Source organism: Sulfitobacter sp., assembly GCF_036961165.1.
In the GTDB taxonomy this organism is placed as follows: domain Bacteria; phylum Pseudomonadota; class Alphaproteobacteria; order Rhodobacterales; family Rhodobacteraceae; genus Sulfitobacter.
The window spans coordinates 34,546-53,483 of the sequence record NZ_JBALVJ010000015.1 but is presented as its reverse complement, the minus strand read 5'-3'; the positions used below and the strand labels follow the sequence as shown (position 1 = coordinate 53,483).

The 18,938-nt window shown below is 57.4% G+C and carries 19 protein-coding genes; 15 read left to right on the top strand and 4 right to left on the bottom strand.

What is annotated here, in order from left to right:
* Positions 1–29 precede the first annotated feature (29 nt).
* On the bottom strand, positions 30–389 hold the full coding sequence (gene uraH / locus V7730_RS09305) for a hydroxyisourate hydrolase (RefSeq protein WP_335747340.1): 360 nt from the start codon (positions 387–389) through the stop codon (positions 30–32).
* A 267-nt stretch (positions 390–656) separates the two neighbouring features.
* Between uraH and V7730_RS09300 the strand changes: the two genes are divergently transcribed.
* The 10 genes from V7730_RS09300 (at position 657) to V7730_RS09255 (ending at position 12,125) form a co-directional block, all read left to right on the top strand.
* Positions 657–1,268 carry a rhodanese-like domain-containing protein gene (locus V7730_RS09300; protein WP_335747320.1) on the top strand — a complete coding sequence of 204 codons (612 nt, stop codon included), beginning with the start codon at positions 657–659 and terminating at the stop codon, positions 1,266–1,268.
* 4 nt (positions 1,269–1,272) lie between these two features.
* Positions 1,273–2,337 (top strand): LysM peptidoglycan-binding domain-containing protein, encoded by a 1,065-nt coding sequence (locus V7730_RS09295; protein WP_335747319.1) that lies wholly within the window; start codon positions 1,273–1,275, stop codon positions 2,335–2,337.
* Between the two features lie 153 nt (positions 2,338–2,490).
* A complete protein-coding gene (gene puuE / locus V7730_RS09290; RefSeq protein ID WP_335747318.1) occupies positions 2,491–3,906 on the top strand; it encodes an allantoinase PuuE in 1,416 nt (471 codons plus the stop codon).
* A complete protein-coding gene (locus tag V7730_RS09285; protein ID WP_335747317.1) occupies positions 3,903–4,712 on the top strand; it encodes a bifunctional allantoicase/(S)-ureidoglycine aminohydrolase in 810 nt (269 codons plus the stop codon). The genes puuE and V7730_RS09285 overlap by 4 nt, the downstream gene beginning before the upstream one ends.
* Positions 4,709–5,197, top strand: coding sequence for an ureidoglycolate lyase (locus V7730_RS09280; RefSeq protein WP_335747316.1), 489 nt, complete (start codon positions 4,709–4,711; stop codon positions 5,195–5,197). Before V7730_RS09285 ends, V7730_RS09280 begins: the two co-directional genes overlap by 4 nt.
* Before the next feature lie 51 nt (positions 5,198–5,248).
* Positions 5,249–6,682: a uracil-xanthine permease family protein gene (locus tag V7730_RS09275; protein ID WP_335747315.1), complete on the top strand. Its 1,434-nt coding sequence runs from the start codon at positions 5,249–5,251 to the stop codon at positions 6,680–6,682.
* Positions 6,683–6,785: 103 nt separating this feature from the next.
* The gene (locus V7730_RS09270; protein ID WP_335747314.1) at positions 6,786–8,009 is read left to right on the top strand and encodes a urate hydroxylase PuuD; all 1,224 of its coding nucleotides are present in this window, start codon (positions 6,786–6,788) and stop codon (positions 8,007–8,009) included.
* A gap of 74 nt (positions 8,010–8,083) precedes the next feature.
* The gene (mutL, locus tag V7730_RS09265) at positions 8,084–9,931 is read left to right on the top strand and encodes a DNA mismatch repair endonuclease MutL (protein ID WP_335747313.1); all 1,848 of its coding nucleotides are present in this window, start codon (positions 8,084–8,086) and stop codon (positions 9,929–9,931) included.
* The gene (locus V7730_RS09260) at positions 9,928–11,106 is read left to right on the top strand and encodes a DNA recombination protein RmuC (RefSeq protein ID WP_335747312.1); all 1,179 of its coding nucleotides are present in this window, start codon (positions 9,928–9,930) and stop codon (positions 11,104–11,106) included. Before mutL ends, V7730_RS09260 begins: the two co-directional genes overlap by 4 nt.
* The gene (locus tag V7730_RS09255; RefSeq protein WP_335747311.1) at positions 11,103–12,125 is read left to right on the top strand and encodes a pyridoxal-phosphate dependent enzyme; all 1,023 of its coding nucleotides are present in this window, start codon (positions 11,103–11,105) and stop codon (positions 12,123–12,125) included. Before V7730_RS09260 ends, V7730_RS09255 begins: the two co-directional genes overlap by 4 nt.
* Before the next feature lie 6 nt (positions 12,126–12,131).
* On the opposite strand, the gene V7730_RS09250 is transcribed toward V7730_RS09255, so the two are convergent.
* Both V7730_RS09250 and V7730_RS09245 read right to left on the bottom strand, forming a co-directional pair.
* The gene (locus V7730_RS09250; RefSeq protein WP_335747310.1) at positions 12,132–12,800 is read right to left on the bottom strand and encodes a ChrR family anti-sigma-E factor; all 669 of its coding nucleotides are present in this window, start codon (positions 12,798–12,800) and stop codon (positions 12,132–12,134) included.
* A 5-nt stretch (positions 12,801–12,805) separates the two neighbouring features.
* Positions 12,806–13,312 (bottom strand): sigma-70 family RNA polymerase sigma factor, encoded by a 507-nt coding sequence (locus tag V7730_RS09245; protein WP_335747339.1) that lies wholly within the window; start codon positions 13,310–13,312, stop codon positions 12,806–12,808.
* A 278-nt stretch (positions 13,313–13,590) separates the two neighbouring features.
* Here V7730_RS09245 and V7730_RS09240 point away from each other — a divergent pair, with 278 nt between their 5' ends.
* The 5 genes from V7730_RS09240 to V7730_RS09220 are packed head-to-tail and all read left to right on the top strand — an operon-like array spanning position 13,591 to position 18,199.
* A complete protein-coding gene (locus V7730_RS09240; RefSeq protein WP_335747309.1) occupies positions 13,591–14,910 on the top strand; it encodes an NAD(P)/FAD-dependent oxidoreductase in 1,320 nt (439 codons plus the stop codon).
* A complete protein-coding gene (locus V7730_RS09235) occupies positions 14,907–15,668 on the top strand; it encodes a DUF1365 domain-containing protein (protein ID WP_335747308.1) in 762 nt (253 codons plus the stop codon). Before V7730_RS09240 ends, V7730_RS09235 begins: the two co-directional genes overlap by 4 nt.
* Positions 15,665–16,912 carry an MFS transporter gene (locus V7730_RS09230; protein ID WP_335747307.1) on the top strand — a complete coding sequence of 416 codons (1,248 nt, stop codon included), beginning with the start codon at positions 15,665–15,667 and terminating at the stop codon, positions 16,910–16,912. The genes V7730_RS09235 and V7730_RS09230 overlap by 4 nt, the downstream gene beginning before the upstream one ends.
* Positions 16,905–17,471: a DUF3833 family protein gene (locus tag V7730_RS09225; RefSeq protein WP_335747306.1), complete on the top strand. Its 567-nt coding sequence runs from the start codon at positions 16,905–16,907 to the stop codon at positions 17,469–17,471. Before V7730_RS09230 ends, V7730_RS09225 begins: the two co-directional genes overlap by 8 nt.
* The gene (locus tag V7730_RS09220; protein WP_335747305.1) at positions 17,468–18,199 is read left to right on the top strand and encodes an SDR family NAD(P)-dependent oxidoreductase; all 732 of its coding nucleotides are present in this window, start codon (positions 17,468–17,470) and stop codon (positions 18,197–18,199) included. The genes V7730_RS09225 and V7730_RS09220 overlap by 4 nt, the downstream gene beginning before the upstream one ends.
* Before the next feature lie 118 nt (positions 18,200–18,317).
* Here the strand turns inward: V7730_RS09220 and V7730_RS09215 are convergent, their stop codons facing one another.
* Positions 18,318–18,935, bottom strand: a complete 618-nt coding sequence (locus V7730_RS09215; protein ID WP_335747304.1) for a glutathione S-transferase family protein — start codon at positions 18,933–18,935, stop codon at positions 18,318–18,320.
* Positions 18,936–18,938 lie beyond the last annotated feature (3 nt).

The window sequence follows — 18,938 nt, the reverse complement described above, 5'->3', positions numbered from 1 at the left end:
CAAGGCGTGCCGCTACAGGAGCAGCAAGGTCAGCTGCCGCGATACGTCGAATATCCGAAAGACGAAAGCAAAAGTGGGACATGGTAATGCGCATCCACATCCGAGATGTCGAACCGGATAGGAATCACATCCAGAAACCGAGGCGTTTCGGGCGGCATGCCAACATCATCCAGATAGGCTCCGGCTTCAAAAACCAGCTCATAAGTGCCGGTGCGAAATTCTTCGACGGGCAGAATTGGCGAATCTGTGCGCCCGTCGGCATTTGTAAGCATTTGTGCGCATTGGGTGCGGGCCTCGCCCTCAAGCCTGAAGAGTGTGATTTGCAGATTGGCAGCAGGACGCCCGAGGCCTGTGTCGAGGACGTGAGTGGTGAGATAGCCGTTGGACATGCGCGCGCTCCAGTTCAGTCGGGGAAGAGTGTACCGCAGCATGATGATGCCTTAACCACCGTGCCGCGCATTAGAAATGAAGGGATTTACGGCAAACGTCACCCTGATTCGGTGAAATGACAGGTAATTCGTCAATTTTTGCGAAATGATTCGTTTTTGCTTTGACGGATGATTCTCTCTTGGCCTATATCTTTAGCGATACGCTTCGAAACACCATTTTTGCGGGAATAAAACCTATATCTGGTGTTCAGGGGCATGGGGGACGGCATGAGTAAACGAGCAGCAATTTTTGCGGCTGGACTAGCAGTCTATGTCACAGCGGCGCAGGCAGAAGACCATTCAGTAAGTGCAAAAGCCGAATTTATGTTCGACGGGGCGAAAGTCGCAATTGCGCCTATGGCGTTAGAAGCATCGCGACATGCGGCCCTGTTTGCAGCGCTCGACCCATCCTGTGACCCGTATTGCATTGCGCCCGAAGTCGCCGCCCCGGGGGTTGATACCCTGATCGAACCCGATGTTCTGGCTTTTCTCGAAAACGGTGTCGGGACCAACGCAGGTTTGCTTGTCGATGCCCGCATGCCGCATGACCGTGATCTGGGGTTCATCCCCGGATCAGTCAGCCTTCCGGTAGATACAGTCAGCTCTCAGAGCGAGTTTCGTAACGATATCCTCAAGGCTCTTGGTGCGCGTGCGTTTGAGGATGTGTTTAATTTCGCCGACGCGCAGTCTCTTGTCGTTTACGACAACGGGCCAACGCAAAATGACGCGGGCAGATTGATCGGTTATTTGCTGGACGCGGGATACCCGTCCGAAAAGATACGTTACTATCGTGGCGGCATGCAGGTGTGGTCCGTTCTTGGCCTGACGGTTCAGGAATGATGACGTGAAAGCCGCCAAACCAAAAATTTCATTTGATGCGACACCCCAGCTATCTTCGGTAGATAAGCCATTTGATCGGGAGGCGTGGGAAAAGCAGCTCACTGAACCAAAAGCAACTAAAGCGCCCCCGCGCCGTGTGGTTGTTGAGCGGATCCCCAAAGCACCCAAGTTTGAGGCAACAGGCCTCATGGCTGGGCCCCGCCCTGTGTTCTTGCAGCGCAATGCCACGCCACTCGCTATCTCCTCGGCTGTAGCGCTGACCTTCCTTCTAGGGCTGGCTTCGGCGATTTTCTGGATCAATGGCGATACGTCTGCTGCGTCTGAAAGCAAAGCAAGTCTGCTGATGTCCGGCAAACTGTTGACCGGATCAGAGCCGATAGCTGAGGATGCCACCCGCGCTGCGTCTTCGGATCTAACGGATGTAAGTGCGACGTTTGTCTCCGGCGTGTCACTTGCCCCTGCCCCGAAGGACCTTTCGGCGGTCGTGCTGGCAGGCCTTCAACCGACAAACGACTTTGAGCCCGAACCGTTGTCATCGCGTCCCTCGACTGAGGGTCAGAGCGCGAACAAGCTGCGGATGCTGAAAGAAGGCGTTCTGGCAGGCGACTATAAGGTCCAGATCTATTCCTTGGAAGGGCACGACCGCGTCAGGCTTCGTTTTGCCGACACCGTTGCGACAAACGAGGATGTAACCGGTCTTTTGATCGAAGACTTGGTGCAGAATCAGCCCGATCTGGCAAAAGCACTGCGCACGCCAAGTGGGGCTATCGACGAAGACACACTGATGTTCAGCCTAGTTCATTCTGCTCTGTTGAACGACCAAAACGTTGAAGCAACCTCCGCCGCGCGGGAGATGTCCCGCAAGGTTTTCACTGTCTCTCCGGCGCGCAGCGACAATCTGGGCAGTGTACGTCTTTATACGGTCAAGCCGGGTGACAGCCTCGCTTACATCTCACTCCAATTTTACGGGTTGCCTGATGCGTACAGCCGCATCATAGAGGCAAATCGTGACACCCTACAATCGCCCGACATGATCCAGCTAGGCCAGCGGTTAATAATACCCAGCTGATAATAAACAATAAAAAAAGTCTCAGTGACATTCGGGCGAGCAGCAGGCCGGACAGCAATGTCCGGCCTGCTTGTATTGTGCCGCGGCTTTGGAAATTGCGGGGGGCTGCGGTTTTGTGCATGGTGTCCGTGATACCCTATCACAGGACTTTCTATGATCCGTTATCCCAGAGATTTCACCGGTTATGGCGGCACCCCGCCCGACCCAAAGTGGCCAAACGGCGCGCGGATCGCAGTGCAATTCGTGCTTAACTACGAAGAGGGCGGTGAGAACTGCCTGCTGCACGGCGACGCCGCCTCCGAAGCCTTCCTGTCCGAGATCGTTGGCGCGGCACCTTGGCCGGGGCAGCGGCACTGGAACATGGAAAGCATCTATGACTACGGCGCGCGTGCAGGGTTCTGGCGGTTGCACCGCTTGTTCACGCAGGCGCAAGTACCGGTCACGGTCTACGGCGTCGCCAGCGCGTTGGCCCGCGCGCCAGAGCAGGTAGAGGCGATGCAGGCCGCAGGCTGGGAGATTGCAAGCCACGGTCTGAAATGGATCGACTACCGCGACCACTCCGAAGAGGCCGAGATGGCGGATATGGTCGAAGCGATCCGCTTGCATACCGAAGTGACAGGAGAGGCGCCACGCGGCTGGTATTGCGGCAGAACCAGCATTAACACTGTGCGTCTTGCAGCGCAGACAGGCGCGTTCGATTATATCTCGGACACCTATGACGATGATCTGCCGTATTGGTCCGACATTGCAGGCACGGATCAGTTAATCATCCCCTACACGCTTGATTGCAACGACATGCGCTTTGCCACGCCGCAGGGGTTTAATTCGGGCGATCAGTTCTACACCTACCTATGCGACACATTCGATGCGCTCTATGCTGAAGGGGCAGCAGGCGCGGCCAAGATGATGTCGGTGGGTCTGCATTGCCGGTTGATTGGTCGACCCGGCCGCGTTCAGGCATTGGCGCGCTTCCTTGAATACATCAAAGGTTTCGACGGGGTCTGGACCCCGCGCCGGATTGAAATCGCCGATCACTGGCGCGCCACACATCCCGCACCGTCAGTACGTCTGCGCCCCAGCCGTATGCAACGCGAAGAATTTGTCGAGCGTTTCGGCGACATTTTCGAGCATTCGGCGTGGATCGCCGAGCGCGCTTTCGACCTAGAGCTTGGGCCTGCCCATGACAGCGCGGCTGGTCTGCACAACGCACTGGCGCGGATGTTCCGCTCTGCCAGCCATGCTGAGCGGCTGGGCGTGCTGACAGCGCACCCTGATCTGGCTGGCAAGCTTGCTGCTGCACAGCGCCTGACGGCAGAAAGCACGGCTGAGCAGGTCAGTGCCGGCCTCGATGCGCTCACCGATGCAGAGCGCGCGCGGTTTACCGAGTTGAACACCGCCTATGTGGCCAAGCATGGCTTCCCCTTCATCATCGCGGTGAAGGACCACACGAAAGACGGTATCCTGAGCGCCTTTGAGACACGGATCTCCAACGACACAGAAACCGAACTTGCCACCGCCTGCCGTCAGGTGGAGCGGATCGCCCGTATTAGATTGGACCAGATACTATGAGCTATGCCTTCCCTCCCGGCGGTCTGCCGGATCAGTCGATCTCACCCGAAAGCACGGCTGTTTTTACCGAAAGCTATGCCGTCCTGCCCGCGTTGACCCAGCGCGATATTGTGACCAGCTATCTGCCCGGGTGGACCGGTATGCGTATGTGGGTGCTGGCCCGCCCGATGTCGGGCTTTGCCGAGACATTCAGCCAGTACGCGGTAGAATTGCAGCCTGCCGGTGGATCGGACACGCCCGAGGTGGACGACGAAGCGCAATCGGTGGTCTTCGTGGCCAGCGGCCAGATCACGCTCAACATTGATGGCGCGCGGCACGTGCTGGAGGCAGGCGGATATGCCTATATCCCGCCGGATGCGATGTGGACGGTCTGGAATGATAGTGATGCTGTGGCGCAGTTCCATTGGGTTCGCAAACGTTACGTGGGCGCCGATGGTGTCGACCTGCCCGAGGCTTTCGTGACGTCGGATCAGACGGTCGCGCCAACTGTGATGCCCGATTGCGACGGCGTTTGGGCAACCACCCGCTTTGTTGAGCCGGACGATCTGCGTCATGACATGCACGTCAATATTGTGACCTTCCAACCCGGCGGACGCATCCCTTTTGCCGAAACCCACGTGATGGAGCACGGCCTGTATGTGTTGGAAGGGACTGCGGACTACCTGCTGAACAAGGATTGGGTGCCTGTCGTGGCGGGTGATTTCATGTGGCTTCGCGCCTTCTGTCCGCAGGCATGTATCGCAACTGGCGAAACGCCGTTCCGCTATCTGCTCTATAAAGACGTGAACCGTCACATGCCTTTATGAGTGCTGAAATTCGCATCGAACCGCTAACGAAAGAGGCATTCGCGTCCTTTGGTGACATCCTGGATGCCAGCGGTGATCCCGACAAAATGATCAATGCGGGTATGTGTGGTCGGTTTCATGACCGCGCAGGGCTGACCTTTGCCGAAGGGGGCCGCGCGGGCATCAGCATATTCAACGCTGAACCGCGCAGTCTGCCCCACACCCTAGACCTGCTGGAACGCCATCCCTTGGGGTCACAGGCGTTTTTGCCCATGACCGAGCATCCTTTTCTGGTGGTCGTCGCGCCGGATGAGGCGGGCCAACCAGGCCTGCCGCGCGCCTTTATGACCGCGCCGCATCAGGGCGTGAATTTTTACGCAGGCACGTGGCACGGCGTTCTGACGCCGCTGCATGCGCCCGGGCTTTTCGCGGTGGTGGACCGGATCGGCGAAGGCGAAAATCTTGACGAATGGCATTTAGATGCGCCCTATATAATTACGAAATAGAACAAGATCCGGCCAAAAAGGCGGGGCGCATTTCAACAAGGGACAAAAACTATGACGATGCATTCAATCGGGACGCCTGAACAGCTGCGCGATCCGAACTTTACACCGCCGCTGTCGCGCGCGATCCCGCTGGGCATCCAGCACGTGCTGGCGATGTTCGTATCAAACGTAACACCTGCCATCATTGTTGCTGGCGCCGCCGGTTTCGGATTTGGCTCCGGCTCCCCCGATTTTCCTGAACTGCTTTACCTGATCCAGATGTCGATGCTGTTTGCCGGCGTGGCCACGTTGTTGCAGACAATCACCATCGGTCCGGTGGGCGCTGGGCTGCCAATTGTACAGGGCACGTCTTTTGCGTTTATCCCGATCATGATCCCGCTGGTTGCGGGTAAAGGTGTGGACGGTTTGGCCGCTCTGTTTGGCGGTATCGTTGTTGGTGGGATATTCCATGCTGTTCTGGGTCTGTTCATCGGTAAAATCCGCTTTGCCCTGCCACCGCTTGTGACCGGTCTGGTCGTAACCATGATCGGTTTGGCTCTGGTCAAGGTCGGCATTCAGTATGCGGCGGGCGGTGTGCCTGCGATCGGTACGCCAGAGTATGGCAGCCTGTTGAACTGGTCTGCTGCATTGGTGGTCATCTTCGTCACGTTGGGGCTGAAATTCTTCACCAAAGGCATGCTGTCGATTTCGGCAGTGCTGATCGGGTTGGTCGTTGGCTATTTCTATGCTGTTGCCATGGGCATGTTGTCCTTTGGCGGAGACCGTGGCGTGATCGCCAGCTGGAACAACGCTGCATGGATCGCTTTGCCAAACCCTTTCAAATACGGGTTCGAGTTTTCCGCGGCTGCCGTGATTGGCTTCTGCCTTATGGCCTTCATCTCGGCGATTGAAACCGTCGGTGACGTGAGCGGGATCACCAAAGGTGGAGCAGGCCGTGAGGTGACCGACAAGGAAATCGCGGGCGCAACCTACGCAGACGGTTTGGGCACGGCGATTGCTGGTGTGTTTGGCGGACTGCCGAACACTTCGTTCAGCCAGAACGTTGGCCTGATCGCGATGACCGGCGTCATGAGCCGCCATGTAGTGACCTGCGGTGCGATTTTCCTGATCATCTGCGGATTGGTCCCGAAGGTAGGCAGCGTGATCCGCACTGTCCCGATCGAAGTGCTGGGCGGCGGTGTGATCGTCATGTTCGGTATGGTGGTGGCTGCGGGTATCTCAATGTTGTCCGATGTTGATTGGAACCGCCGCAATATGGTGATCTTTGCCATCTCGCTTTCTATCGGTTTGGGCCTGCAGCTTGAGCCGGGTGCTGTGCAGCACCTGCCAGATACACTGCGCATCTTGATGACATCGGGCCTGCTGCCCGCTGCACTGATCGCGATTGTCCTCAACCTTGTGCTGCCCCAAGAGCTGGCTGACGAGTCAACCGAGGAAGTCTCGGGTGGGATGTCAGGCAAGTCAAAAGGCAGCCTGCCGAGCTAATCAAAGAAGTACAGAGGGCGGCCTGACGGGTTGCCCTCTGATCCATGGCATTTTATGCCAATCAATAAATGGCTCCGGCAACCAACAGCCCGAAAGAATGAATATGTACGATCTTGCTGCCCTGTCTGCCTGGCTCGAATTCGCGGTGCGCTGGGTCCATGTAATCACTGCGGTTGCGTGGATCGGAAGCTCGTTCTACTTCATCGCTCTTGACCTTGGCTTGCACCGTGACCGCAATCTGGACACAGGCGCGGATGGTGAGGAATGGCAGGTCCACGGCGGTGGGTTTTATCATGTGCAAAAGTATCTCGTTGCTCCTGCGCAAATGCCCGACGACCTTGTCTGGTTCAAATGGGAGAGCTACTCTACCTGGCTGTCAGGCTTTGCCCTGCTGATCCTCGTCTACTATCTGGGCGCTGAGTTCTATCTGGTTGATCCGTCTGTGGCGGATCTGAGCGTCTGGCAAGCGGTTCTGATCTCGCTCGCCTCGCTTGGTTTTGGCTGGGTCGCGTATGACCTGATCTGCAAAAGCCGTTTTGGCGATGACAATACGCGCCTGATGGTCTTGCTGTATGTGATCCTTGTGGCGATGGCCTATTTCTACACTTCCGTATTTTCTGGCCGCGCGGCGCTGCTGCACCTCGGTGCGTTTACAGCGACGATTATGAGCGCGAACGTCTTTTTCACCATCATGCCGAACCAGCGCATCGTTGTTGCAGACCTCAAGGCAGGGCGTACGCCGGATGCCAAATACGGTAAGATCGCAAAGCAGCGCAGCACACATAACAACTATCTCACCCTGCCGGTGATCTTCCTGATGCTTAGCAATCACTACCCGCTGGCATTTGCGTCCGAGATGAACTGGCTCATTGCCGCGCTGGTGTTCTTGATGGGGGTGACTATCCGCCACTATTTCAACAGTCTCCATGCGCGGCAGGGCAGCAAGCATTGGACGTGGCTGGCAACAGCACTGATTTTCCTCTCGATCATCTGGCTCTCCACTGCGCCCATGTTCAGTGCGTCAGAGCCGCAAGAAGCCCAAGGACCGGCGTTGCAATTCGCGCAGGCCGAAGGTTTTAGCGACGTTCAAGACATCGTCATGGGACGCTGCTCGATGTGCCACGCGGCAGAGCCTGCTTGGGACGGTCAGCACTGGCCCCCAAAGGGGATACGCCTTGAGACCGAGCATCAGATCGCCCTTGCCGCCAAGCAGATATACCTACAGGCGGGGCTAACCCACGCAATGCCCCCTGCCAACCTAAGCTATATGGAGCTGGAAGAGCGCGCGCAGATCGTTGCATGGTACCGCGCAGCAACTGGCGGCTAGACCATCAAATTAGCAGGGGATAACCCTGCGGCGCGGCTTTTAGAATCGCGCCATGTCATGCTAGGTATTGCGGCATGGCCCAAGTATACCCCAATATGAGCGCTTCTCAGCCGATTATCCGTCAGCTAGACGAGACCGCAATCAACCGCATCGCTGCAGGCGAAGTGGTCGAACGACCAGCATCTGCGGTTAAGGAACTGGTGGAAAATGCCATCGACGCGGGCGCGCGCCGGATCACGGTCGAATATGCTGATGGGGGGAAAACCATGATCCGCGTGACCGATGATGGTTGCGGCATAGCGGGTGATGACCTGCCGCTGGCGCTGTCGCGTCATGCCACGTCCAAGATTGACGGCAGTGATTTGCTCAACATCCATTCTTTCGGCTTCCGCGGTGAGGCGCTTCCGTCTTTGGGTGCTGTCGGTCGACTGACCATCACAAGCCGCGCTACTGGTCACGACGGCGCAGAGATCAGCGTGACAGGCGGCAAGCATGAAGCCGTGCGGCCTGCGGGACTGAGTGCGGGCACGGTCGTGACTCTGCGCGATCTGTTCTATGCCACGCCCGCGCGGCTGAAGTTTCTACGGACTGATCGCGCCGAAGCGCAAGCGATTGGCGACGTGATTAAACGGCTCGCCATGGCCGAGCCATTCGTTCGTTTCGTGCTGCGCGATGTGTCCGGCGACGGTCAAGGCCGCGATGTGTTTTGCGCCGAGGCAGAGCAGGGTGATTTGTTCGACGCGCTGCATGGGCGGTTGCGCCAGGTTCTGGGCCGTGAGTTTGCTGAAAATGCACTGCCCATTGATGCCGAACGGGAGGGTTTTCACCTTACCGGTTTTGCGGCGCTGCCGACCTATTCGCGCGGTTCGAATGTGGCGCAATATTTGTTTGTAAATGGGCGTCCTGTGAAGGACAAAATGTTGGTCGGCGCCCTGCGCGGTGCTTATTTCGATTTCCTGAGCCGTGACCGGCATCCGGCTGTGGCCTTGTTCGTGGATTGTGATCCAAACCTTGTGGATGTGAATGTGCATCCTGCAAAATCAGAGGTGCGGTTTCGCGATCCTGGTATTGTTCGCGGGCTCATTGTTTCGGCGCTACGCCATGCGTTGGCGAACGCAGGTCACCGTGCATCCAGCACTGTAGCCGATGCAACGTTGGGGGCGATGCGACCAGAGCAATCCGGAGAGGCTCGCATCTACCAGATGGACCGCCCCTCAACCGGAGCGAGGCATTCAGCTTATCAGGCGCAAGCCCCCGAGGGTTTTGCTGAGACCAAAGGTATGTGGGGCCGTGTCGAAGCCCCACCCGAGCAGACCCCGCAGGGGAGCGAAGAGCCTGTGGATTTCCCCCTTGGTACCGCGCGGGGCCAAGTGCATGAGAACTATATCATCGCCCAAACCACTACAGGCATGGTCATAGTGGACCAGCACGCAGCGCACGAACGGCTTGTCTATGAAAAGCTGAAAAACCAGATGGCCGCGAACGGCGTGCCAGCGCAGGCCTTGTTGATCCCTGAGATCATCGCGCTCTCCACCTCGGACCGCGCTGCAATTCTGGACGTGGCAGAAGAGCTTGCGCAATTCGGTCTGGGGATTGAACCCTTCGGCGGCGACGCCATCGCCGTGCGCGAAACCCCTGCCATTCTGGGAGAGGTGAACGTGGAGGCGATGATCCGTGATATTCTGGACGAACTGGAGGGCGAGGGCGAAAGCCTGTTGGTGCAGGCCCGCATTGAGGCGATCCTCAGTCGCGTTGCCTGCCACGGGTCCATCCGCTCGGGTCGTTGGATGCGCGCCGAAGAGATGAACGCGTTGCTGCGCGAGATGGAGGCGACGCCGCATTCCGGACAGTGCAACCATGGGCGTCCAACGTATGTTGAGCTAAAGCTTAGCGATATCGAGCGGTTGTTCGGGCGGACATGATCCAGATTGGCGAAGCGCAGTTTGACCTAAGCGATCCAGTCACTCTGGCGGTGTTTGTCTGCTGCGGCGTCCTCGGGCTGATCCTTGTTCTGCTTGTGTTCATGCTATTCCGCCCAACGCGCATACCAGCCCCGTTGGCGCGCCAGCTTCAAGCGCTGGGTAGCGGACAGGAACAGCTGCGCGGCAACTTGCAAACAGTGTCGGATACGCAGGCCAACGCGCAAACCCAATTGATCCAAAGCCTTGAGACAAGGCTGGCAACGGTGCAGCTACAGATGCAGCAACAGCTTTCGCAGATGCAGGAACGCACCAACCAAAGCTTGCACGGCAGCGCGCAGCGCACGACCACCAGCCTTACCCAACTTCAAGAGCGGTTGCGCGCCATCGACAAGGCGCAAGACAACATCACGAAGCTCTCCGGCGACGTGCTTTCTTTGCAGGATATCCTGAGCAACAAGCAAACGCGCGGTGCCTTCGGTGAAATCCAGCTTAATGACATCGTGTCCAAGGCACTGCCGTCCGACAGCTATGACATGCAGAAAACCCTCAGCAATGGCCGCCGCGCGGACTGTTTGATCCATCTTCCCAACCCACCCGGTCCTATCGCGATCGACGCGAAATTCCCGCTGGAGGCATATGAAGCCCTGCACCGCGCAAAGACCGATTGGGAGCTGAAATCAGCCGTCGCCAACATGCGCACTTCGGTGCGCAAACACATCCGCGACATTAGTGAGAAGTACATCCTTGATGGCGAAACCGCCGATGGCGCGTTGATGTTCCTCCCGTCCGAGGCGGTCTATGCAGAGCTGCATGCGAACTTCCCCGAACTGGTGCGCGAGGGTTTTGAGGCCCATGTCTGGATTGTCTCCCCTACCACCTGCATGGCAACGCTGCACACCATGCGCGCCATTCTCAAGGATGCGCGGATGCGCGAACAAGCGGGCGAAATTCGCAAGACCCTGCGCCTGCTTCACCGCGATGTAGAGCTGGTCGTGTCGCGTGTCGGCAAGCTGGATACGCACTTCCGTCAAGCACGTGAAGACCTTGAAGGGATCGGCACCGCCGCCGAGCGGGCGGGAAAACGCGCCGCCAAGCTGGATAACTTTGATTTCGAAGAGATTGAGACTGAGCCGCCCGCACCCATCTTGCCTGTGAAAGGAACTTCAAACTCATGACCGCTCCAACTCCTGACATCAGCGCCGTGTCTCTTGAGGCGATCCGCGCGACGACTGCCTCCTTGTCCGCCGACATCAGGCGCACACCTTGCCTCACGCTCGACACTGGTCTGATGACCCGAATTTTGGGCGGAGGCGCGGCGATTCTTAAGTTAGAGTGTTTCCAGCACACTGGTACATTCAAAGCACGCGGCGCCTTGTCTGTTGCACGCAGTCTTGATGTGGATCAGCGCGGGCGTGGGATCACCGCCGCCAGTGCAGGTAACCACGCAATTGCCGCTGCGTGGGCGGCACGGCAAATTGGCGCTTCGGCCAGGGTTGTGATCCAGTCCAATGCCAACCCGTTTCGCGTCGCGCTGGCAGAGGCAGAGGGGGCTGATGTGATCATGAAAGCCCCCGGAGCGGAGACCTTTGCTGAGGCAGAGCGTCTGGTTCGGGAGGAAGGGCGTACGTTCATCCATCCCTTCGAAGGGCCTCTGACCTCACTTGGTACCGCAGGTGTCGGACTGGAACTGATGGAGGACGCGCCCGATCTGGATGCGGTGGTGGTGTCCATCGGTGGCGGCGGGTTGATCAGCGGCATCGCCGCCGCAGTCAAGCAGATCAACCCTGCCTGCAAGGTCTACGGCGTAGAGCCTGAGGGTGCGGCCAGCATGTACGCGTCCATCGCCAGCGGAGCGCCGGTCCATCTCGATCATGTAAATACCATCGCAGACAGCCTTGGCGCACCGATGGCGTTGCCCTTTGGCCATGCGCTGTGCACTGCTTATCTTGATGAAGTGGTGCTACTGGATGACGATAGCATTTGCGCCGGTATGGTGGCGTTCCAGCAAGAGGCAAAACTGGCGGTAGAGCCTGCGGCGGGTGCTGCCCTTGCTGCTGTGTTGGGGCCGCTGCGCAAACGATTGCAGGGTAAGCGTGTTGGTGTCATCGTTTGCGGGGCAAATATCGATGCGAACAGCTACCTCCGCTTGATGGCGCAGGGGCAAAACCGGTTTGACGCGCTCACGGCAGGCTAGGCGGCCTCAGATCCGTATGAATTTCTGCCAGATGCGCGGCAGAAAGCCTGAGAACCGCAGCGGCGCATCTGTCACCGCAAGGCAGATGCAATCCTCGTGAATGTCGGCCACCGGAATGTGCTGAACATCGCTGTCCGCAATTTCTAAATCACCACGGGAAAAGTACGCATCATCGTCCTGAAAGGCACCTTTCAAAACCAAGGTCATCTCCGTGCCGTTATGACCGTGGTCCGGCATAGCCGCCCCAGCTGGAATCGACAAAAGTCGCGCAGTCGCTCCCTTAGATGTCCGCAGGATCGCCTGTTTGACCCCCATCCCAACGGGCCGCCAGCGGACGCTTTCCAAATCACCCCCGATATAGCTGTGCAGCGGCGCGGGAATATCACCTGTTCCCACATGTCGAGCAGGTGCGTCAAATTCATCATCCAAAAACGCCAACGTTTGATCGAGCAAGCCTTTCGTCAGCGGCGTTGCTTCATCATCCAGCAACGCACCGCCCACGGCATCATAAGCCTGAGCTGAAGCACGGCAGGTATCGCAAAGCGATAAATGTGTAGCCACGATGAGGTTGAAGGCTTCTTTCAGGGTTCCCGCCGCGTAGGCCATCAGGGTTGCGTCATCAAGGTGGTGCTTGATTGGCGCGGCGGTCACGAGGGGTGTGTTTGTATCGATCATATCAACTACTTCATTGCATGGCGCAGGCGGTCAAGCGCGAGACGAATTCGGGATTTAATGGTGCCAAGAGGCAGCCCGGTGACCTTGGCGATTTCAGCTTGTGTCAGATCGCCAAAATAAGCTTGTTCAATCAGCTTGCGCTGGTTTTGTGGCAGACCGGCAATCGCTTTCACCAGCCGCGTGCTTTCTTGTTGAAGCTCTATCACCTGGGATTGGTCGGGTTCCGGTTCAGGGCCCCAAGGAAGGTCTTCGGGTTCGGGGCGCCGATCACGGCGTAGCATATCGATGCGGCGGTTTCGGGCGATTGTGAACACCCACGTGGAAACTGACGCGCGGGTTGAGTCGAACTGGTCCGCTTTGCGCCACAAGGTCGTCATTACGTCCTGTGCACATTCCTCTGCCGTCGTGCCATCGGCGCCTGATTTGATGAGGTAACCTTTGATGCGCGGTGCGAAATGCTCAAACAAGGCAGAAAACGCCTGCTTGTCACGATTGTCGCGCACGCGCAGCATCTCGTTGATCCAGAGAGGTTGAGCTGATGTCGGCTTGTCTTTGTTCACGCGTCGGCGCCCTGAATTGTTCACTGGCCCTGCCAAAGCTGTCGGTGCCGATAGGCTCGAGCTTTGGGGCGTTCTGCGCGAAGATGTCTGACTACAAGCTAACATGTAAGTGTTACGGAGCAAGGAGGTAGTTGGATCAAAAAAAATGAATTCCGAAACTCATTTACATCCAAAACCGTATCTGACCCGTACATCTACTGAACGACAGGCAAACAGGATACTACTTCCAGATGACATTTGATGCGCCACAGGATTCTTATCAGACATTTTCTCCCAAGGCCCGTCGTATTGCTGTGGTTGGCGGTGGTATATCCGGTATGGGCGCTGCACATATGCTGTCACCCGATCATCAGGTTACTTTGTTTGAAAGTGGAGCACGACTGGGTGGCCATGCGCGCACTGTTATTGCGGGCAAGAATGGCGATCAGCCTGTCGATACAGGGTTCATTGTCTTTAACTACGCCAACTACCCACATCTGGCTGCGCTGTTCAAAGAGTTGGACGTGCCGGTCGTACCCTCCAACATGAGCTTTGGCGCTTCTTTTGACGGTGGTCGTCTGGAGTATGCGCTGACCAGCCTGAACGCGATCTTTGCGCAGCGCAGCAACCTTGTTAACTCAAGGTTCCTCGGGATGCTGCGCGACTTGGTGAAGTTCAACAAAAATGCGTTGACGTTGGCGGAGGATAAATCGCTTAATCTGCGTGATTTCTTGGCAAAACTCGGGACCGGAGACTACTTCCGCGATCACTATCTGTTGCCGTTCTCCGGTGCGATTTGGTCAACTCCGGTGGAGAAGGTCATGGATTTCCCTGCCCACGCCCTCATAAGCTTTTTTGAAAACCACGCCCTGCTGGGGTATTCCGGCCAGCACCAATGGTACACGGTTCAAGGCGGCTCGATCTCTTACGTGAACCGTGTCGAAGCCGCGTTGAAACGAAACGGTGTTGATGTTCGGCTGAGCGCGGGTGTTCAAGGTGTGCGGCGTACAGTGCTGGGCGTTGAGGTGAAGACCTACGGCGGTGAGTGGGAGGTTTTTGACGAGGTGGTAATGGCCACGCACTCCGACGACAGCCTTGCGATGCTGACCGACGCCACTGCAGTTGAACAAGCAGCGCTGGGTGCAATTATCTACCAGCCCAATGACGTTGTCTTGCATGCCGACACCTCGATCATGCCGAAGCGTCGCGCCACATGGGCGTCATGGGTTTATACCGAAGACGCGCGTACGAAGTCGGACCGCATTGATCTTACCTATTGGATGAACTCGCTCCAGCCTATCCCAGAAAGCGATCCGCATTTCGTCACGCTCAACACTAAGCGTACTATTCGTGAAGAGCTGATCTATGATCAGGTCACCCTACGCCATCCGGTCTATGATCTGGCGGCGTTGGATGCACAGGGAGCGATGCGGCAAATGAACGGACAAAACCGGACGTGGTTCTGCGGCGCATGGATGCGCAACGGATTTCACGAAGACGGGCTGACAAGCGCCGTAGATGTAGTCACCGCCATCAAAAGCGTGGCACCAAAAGCGATGGCAGCCGAGTGAGCACAGGTGTCGATCATATCGTTGGCCAAACCTATCATGGCCGTAAGGGCAAGGTAGAGAACGCCTTTCGTTATTCCATCGACTATCTCTTGTTGGATGCGGAGGCTGAGGTCAGCTGTCCAAGTCTGTTTACACGCAATTCACGCGGTCTGACCTCGCTGCACGACAGTGATCATGGCGGCGCACCGGGGCAGGGACGCGGGGCAGCTTGGGTGCGCGATGTGCTGGAGCAGTACCAGATCAATGGTATCACCCGTATCGAGCTTTTGGCGCAGCCCCGTGTGCTTGGCCATGTCTTCAATCCGGTCAGCTTCTGGCTGTGTCGCCGAGAAGACGATGCGCTCGTCGCGGTGATCTCGGAGGTGACCAATACCTACGGTGATCGCCATAGCTATTTATGTCACCACCCTGACCTGCGTGAAATCTCCCGTAGTGACAAGTTGCATGCCACCAAGATTTTGTATGTCTCTCCGTTCCAGCCTGTCGGAGGTGACTATACTTTCCGCTTCGATATCACCTACACGCGCATCGGAATTTGGATAGACTATGGCCGCGTCACCGGAGGGCTGATTGCAACGCTCACTGGCAAGCGTGCGCCGCTCAGCAACGCGGGCATCGTGCGCAGTCTATTGCGTCGCCCCTTTGGCGCGCGGCGGGTGTTGGCGCTGATCCACTGGCAGGCTCTTAAACTCTGGTTGAAGGGAGCTACATTTCGGGGAAGGCCGGAGGCACCAAAAGACGAAGTCTCTAACGGATGAGCACTGCCGCCTCAGAACGATTGCCGTCTTATGCGCTTTTCGCAGCCCTTCTGGCTTGCGCTGGGCTGCCCATTTATATCCACGCGCCAAAATTCTACGTGGATGAATACGGCGTGTCACTTACGGCGCTAGGGGCTGTGCTATTTGGGCTGCGCTTGCTGGATGTGGTTCAAGATCCGCTATTGGGCAGATTGTCAGAGCGGCTACGCGATCGGCGAGGCCTTGCTATCGGTCTGGGCTGTGCGGTGATCGCGGTGGCCATGCTGGGTCTTTTTGCGGTGCCGCCAATGACAAGACCGTTGGTTTGGTTCGGCATCATGTTGACCCTCGTTTTTTCGGCCTTCAGCTTTTTGACGATCTGCTTTTACGCTCAGGGCGTAGCAAAAGCGGACAGGTTGGAAGGGCAGGGTCACCTGCGCCTTGCCCGCTGGCGCGAGACGGGCGCGCTGCTGGGGGTCTGTGTGGCCTCGGTTGCGCCGGTAGCACTTGGTATGGTGACGGGCGCGCCGTTCACCGGTTTTGCCATAGGCTTTGCTGTGCTGGCGGTTGCCGCAGCTATTGCGATGCGCGGTGAGTGGGTGTCAGTGGATGTGCCGCCTGGCACGGGCTTTGGCACGGTCTTGCGTGATCCGTTGGCGAGACGGTTGTTGTTCATCGCGCTGCTGAATGCGGCCCCTGTGGCGGTCAGCTCTACCCTGTTTCTGTTCTACGTCGAGAGCGCGCTGGGCGCGCCGGGTTATGAGGGGCCACTACTGCTGTTGTTCTTTTTGTCAGCGGCAGCGGCGGCTCCTGTTTGGGGTATGCTGGCAGAGCGTTTTGACACCAAACCGGTGCTGCTGGCTGCAATGATACTGGCCATTATTGCTTTTGGCGGCGCGCTATTCTTGGGAGTAGGGGACCAGTGGTGGTTCGCGCTCGTTTGTGTGGCTTCAGGTGCTGCGATGGGGGCCGACCTAACACTTTTACCCGCGCTTTTCGCTGCGCGCATGGGAAAAATTGCGCCATCCGCAGCGGAAGGTTTCGGTTTGTGGTCCTTTGTTTCGAAGTTTACCTTGGCAGTGTCCGCTGCCATCCTATTTCCTTCATTAGAAGGGGCGGGGTACGTGAGCGGGGCACAAGCTCCACCGCCCGAAAAAGCCTTGGACCTGTTGCGGTTGCTGTACGCAGGCGTGCCATCTGTGCTGAAATTTGCCGCCATCTTTATGCTATGGCGTACAACGCTGGATAGGACGCCTCATGAATGAAGCCGGATTTTTCTTTTTGCTGGGCGCTGCGGTTGTTTTGCTTTTGAAGGTGCTGCGCAGCCGGGTGGCGGATTTTCCTGGTCAAAAAGCGGATGACTATGCAGATGACTTCCCGCGTTTCGATATGCGCGAGCATCTGAATGGACAGATGTTGTGTGATGGCGTGATCTTTGGTCCACTGGGTCGCGTGACAAGTACCTTCGAGGCGGATTTTGACATCGTGTGGGAGGGTAATCGGTGCACGATGAAAGAACGGTTTCAGTACAATGACGGATCGACCCAGGGCCGCGAATGGCGGCTTGAACTTGATGATGACGGCGGGTTCAAGGCCTACGCCGATGATGTGTCGGGCATGGCCTCCGGAGAGATTGCAGGGCCTGCTGTCTTGTTTAGCTACAAGATCACGCTGCCCCCGGAATCCGGTAGCCACACGCTGAAAGCGTTTGACTGCATGTATCTCACGAAAAACGGCACCATCGTGAACCGGAGCCAATTCCGCAAGTTTGGTTTCCGCGTTGCGGAACTGGTGGCGACTATAAAGAAAAAGGAAGCAGCATGACGCAATGGCAGGGAAAACGATATTGGCTGGTGGGCGCAAGTGATGGATTGGGCGCTGCTTTGGCACAACGCCTGAGCAGCGCTGGCGCAGAGGTCATTCTCTCTGCTCGCTCCGAGGATAAGCTTGCTGCGCTGGCGGATAGGTTGCCCGGCAAAGCGCGGGTGGTGACGCTGGATGTTTCGAGCGAAGACAGTGTGGCCAAAGCGGCCGAAGAAGTGGGGGCAGTAGACGGCGTGGTCTATTTGGCAGGTGTCTATTGGCCCTTCGGTGCCAAGGAGTGGAACGCCGAACAAGGTGTTGCGATGGCGGACGTCAACTTTACCGGTCTGATGCGGGTGATGGGAAAGATCGTTCCGGATATGGTTGGACGCGATGACGGGCATATTGTCATCACTTCCAGCCTGACAGGGTTCCGCGGCTTGCCCGGCTCCATCGGATACACAGCGTCTAAGGCTGCAACGATGTCATTGGCTGAATGTATGTATGCGGACCTGCGGAAAACCGGTGTTAAGGTTCAGGTTGTCAATCCGGGCTTCATCAAGACTCAACTCACCGACAAGAACGATTTCAAGATGCCCTTCATGATGTCGCCTGAAGACGCGGCCCGCGAAGTGTTCGAGCATATGAACTCTGACAAGTTCAAGAAAAGCTTTCCGTTTGCGTTCTCATTGGTGTTTCGTGCCAGCCAGTTTCTGCCGGACTGGCTCTATTTCCGTATCTTCAGCTAGGCTGTGCGCCATTGCTGTGACCGCCACGTGCCGCCCCTCGGGGCGGCATTACATTTTTCTGGCTGCGTGCGTGTCCACGTGTGTTGTCCGCAATGAGGCTCTAAGCGCTTAGCGGGCGTCAGATCATGCCTTTGGTGCGGAGCGTTCTGATGCTGTCGCGGCTATCCGTTCGTGCCATGAAGGCGGTGATTTTTGGAAAGTCAGAGACAGATACGCCGTCTCCTGCAAGCCAGTTGCAGACCACAAACAGGTAGGCATCTGCGATCGTGAAATCAGCACCGCAAACATAGTCGCCGCGCAGGCATTCCGCCTCTACGTAAGCGGCACAGGCGGTCATGGTTTCGGTAGCCTTTGCCGCCATGTCTGCGTGGCTTTCGGGTTTGTCGGCCCAGCGGTTGCCGCGCATCTTGTGGGCGTGCGCCACGTGCATGGTTGAAGCCAGATAGTACATGACGCTGTGCATGTGCGCGGCTGTCTCTGGTGACGCGGGGATCAGTTTGGCCTCTGGAGCCAATGCAGCGATATAATCAAGAAGCGCGCCAGTTTCTGTCAGAATCGCGCCGTCATCCAGCACAAGTGCGGGCACACGGCCTTTAGGGTTAATGGAAAGGTACTCAGGCTTGGTCTGGTCGGCGCTGGCAAAGTCGATCTTGGTCAAGCGATGCTCGAGCCCCGCTTCGAGCAGCGCAATGGCCGGTGCAATGGAGATCGTGCCGTTTGTGTAATAGAGATTCATCAG

Excerpts from the sequence above, each read along its gene's own strand:
- uraH (WP_335747340.1), bottom strand. The coding sequence starts at position 389 with ATGTCCAACGGCTATCTCACCACTCACGTCCTCGACACAGGCCTCGGG.
- V7730_RS09300 (WP_335747320.1), top strand. The coding sequence starts at position 657 with ATGAGTAAACGAGCAGCAATTTTTGCGGCTGGACTAGCAGTCTATGTC.
- puuE (WP_335747318.1), top strand. The coding sequence starts at position 2,491 with ATGATCCGTTATCCCAGAGATTTCACCGGTTATGGCGGCACCCCGCCC.
- V7730_RS09285 (WP_335747317.1), top strand. The coding sequence starts at position 3,903 with ATGAGCTATGCCTTCCCTCCCGGCGGTCTGCCGGATCAGTCGATCTCA.
- V7730_RS09280 (WP_335747316.1), top strand. The coding sequence starts at position 4,709 with ATGAGTGCTGAAATTCGCATCGAACCGCTAACGAAAGAGGCATTCGCG.
- V7730_RS09275 (WP_335747315.1), top strand. The coding sequence starts at position 5,249 with ATGACGATGCATTCAATCGGGACGCCTGAACAGCTGCGCGATCCGAAC.
- V7730_RS09270 (WP_335747314.1), top strand. The coding sequence starts at position 6,786 with ATGTACGATCTTGCTGCCCTGTCTGCCTGGCTCGAATTCGCGGTGCGC.
- mutL (WP_335747313.1), top strand. The coding sequence starts at position 8,084 with ATGGCCCAAGTATACCCCAATATGAGCGCTTCTCAGCCGATTATCCGT.
- V7730_RS09260 (WP_335747312.1), top strand. The coding sequence starts at position 9,928 with ATGATCCAGATTGGCGAAGCGCAGTTTGACCTAAGCGATCCAGTCACT.
- V7730_RS09255 (WP_335747311.1), top strand. The coding sequence starts at position 11,103 with ATGACCGCTCCAACTCCTGACATCAGCGCCGTGTCTCTTGAGGCGATC.
- V7730_RS09250 (WP_335747310.1), bottom strand. The coding sequence starts at position 12,800 with ATGATCGATACAAACACACCCCTCGTGACCGCCGCGCCAATCAAGCAC.
- V7730_RS09245 (WP_335747339.1), bottom strand. The coding sequence starts at position 13,312 with ATGCTGCGCGTGCGCGACAATCGTGACAAGCAGGCGTTTTCTGCCTTG.
- V7730_RS09240 (WP_335747309.1), top strand. The coding sequence starts at position 13,591 with ATGACATTTGATGCGCCACAGGATTCTTATCAGACATTTTCTCCCAAG.
- V7730_RS09230 (WP_335747307.1), top strand. The coding sequence starts at position 15,665 with ATGAGCACTGCCGCCTCAGAACGATTGCCGTCTTATGCGCTTTTCGCA.
- V7730_RS09225 (WP_335747306.1), top strand. The coding sequence starts at position 16,905 with ATGAATGAAGCCGGATTTTTCTTTTTGCTGGGCGCTGCGGTTGTTTTG.
- V7730_RS09220 (WP_335747305.1), top strand. The coding sequence starts at position 17,468 with ATGACGCAATGGCAGGGAAAACGATATTGGCTGGTGGGCGCAAGTGAT.
- V7730_RS09215 (WP_335747304.1), bottom strand. The coding sequence starts at position 18,935 with ATGAATCTCTATTACACAAACGGCACGATCTCCATTGCACCGGCCATT.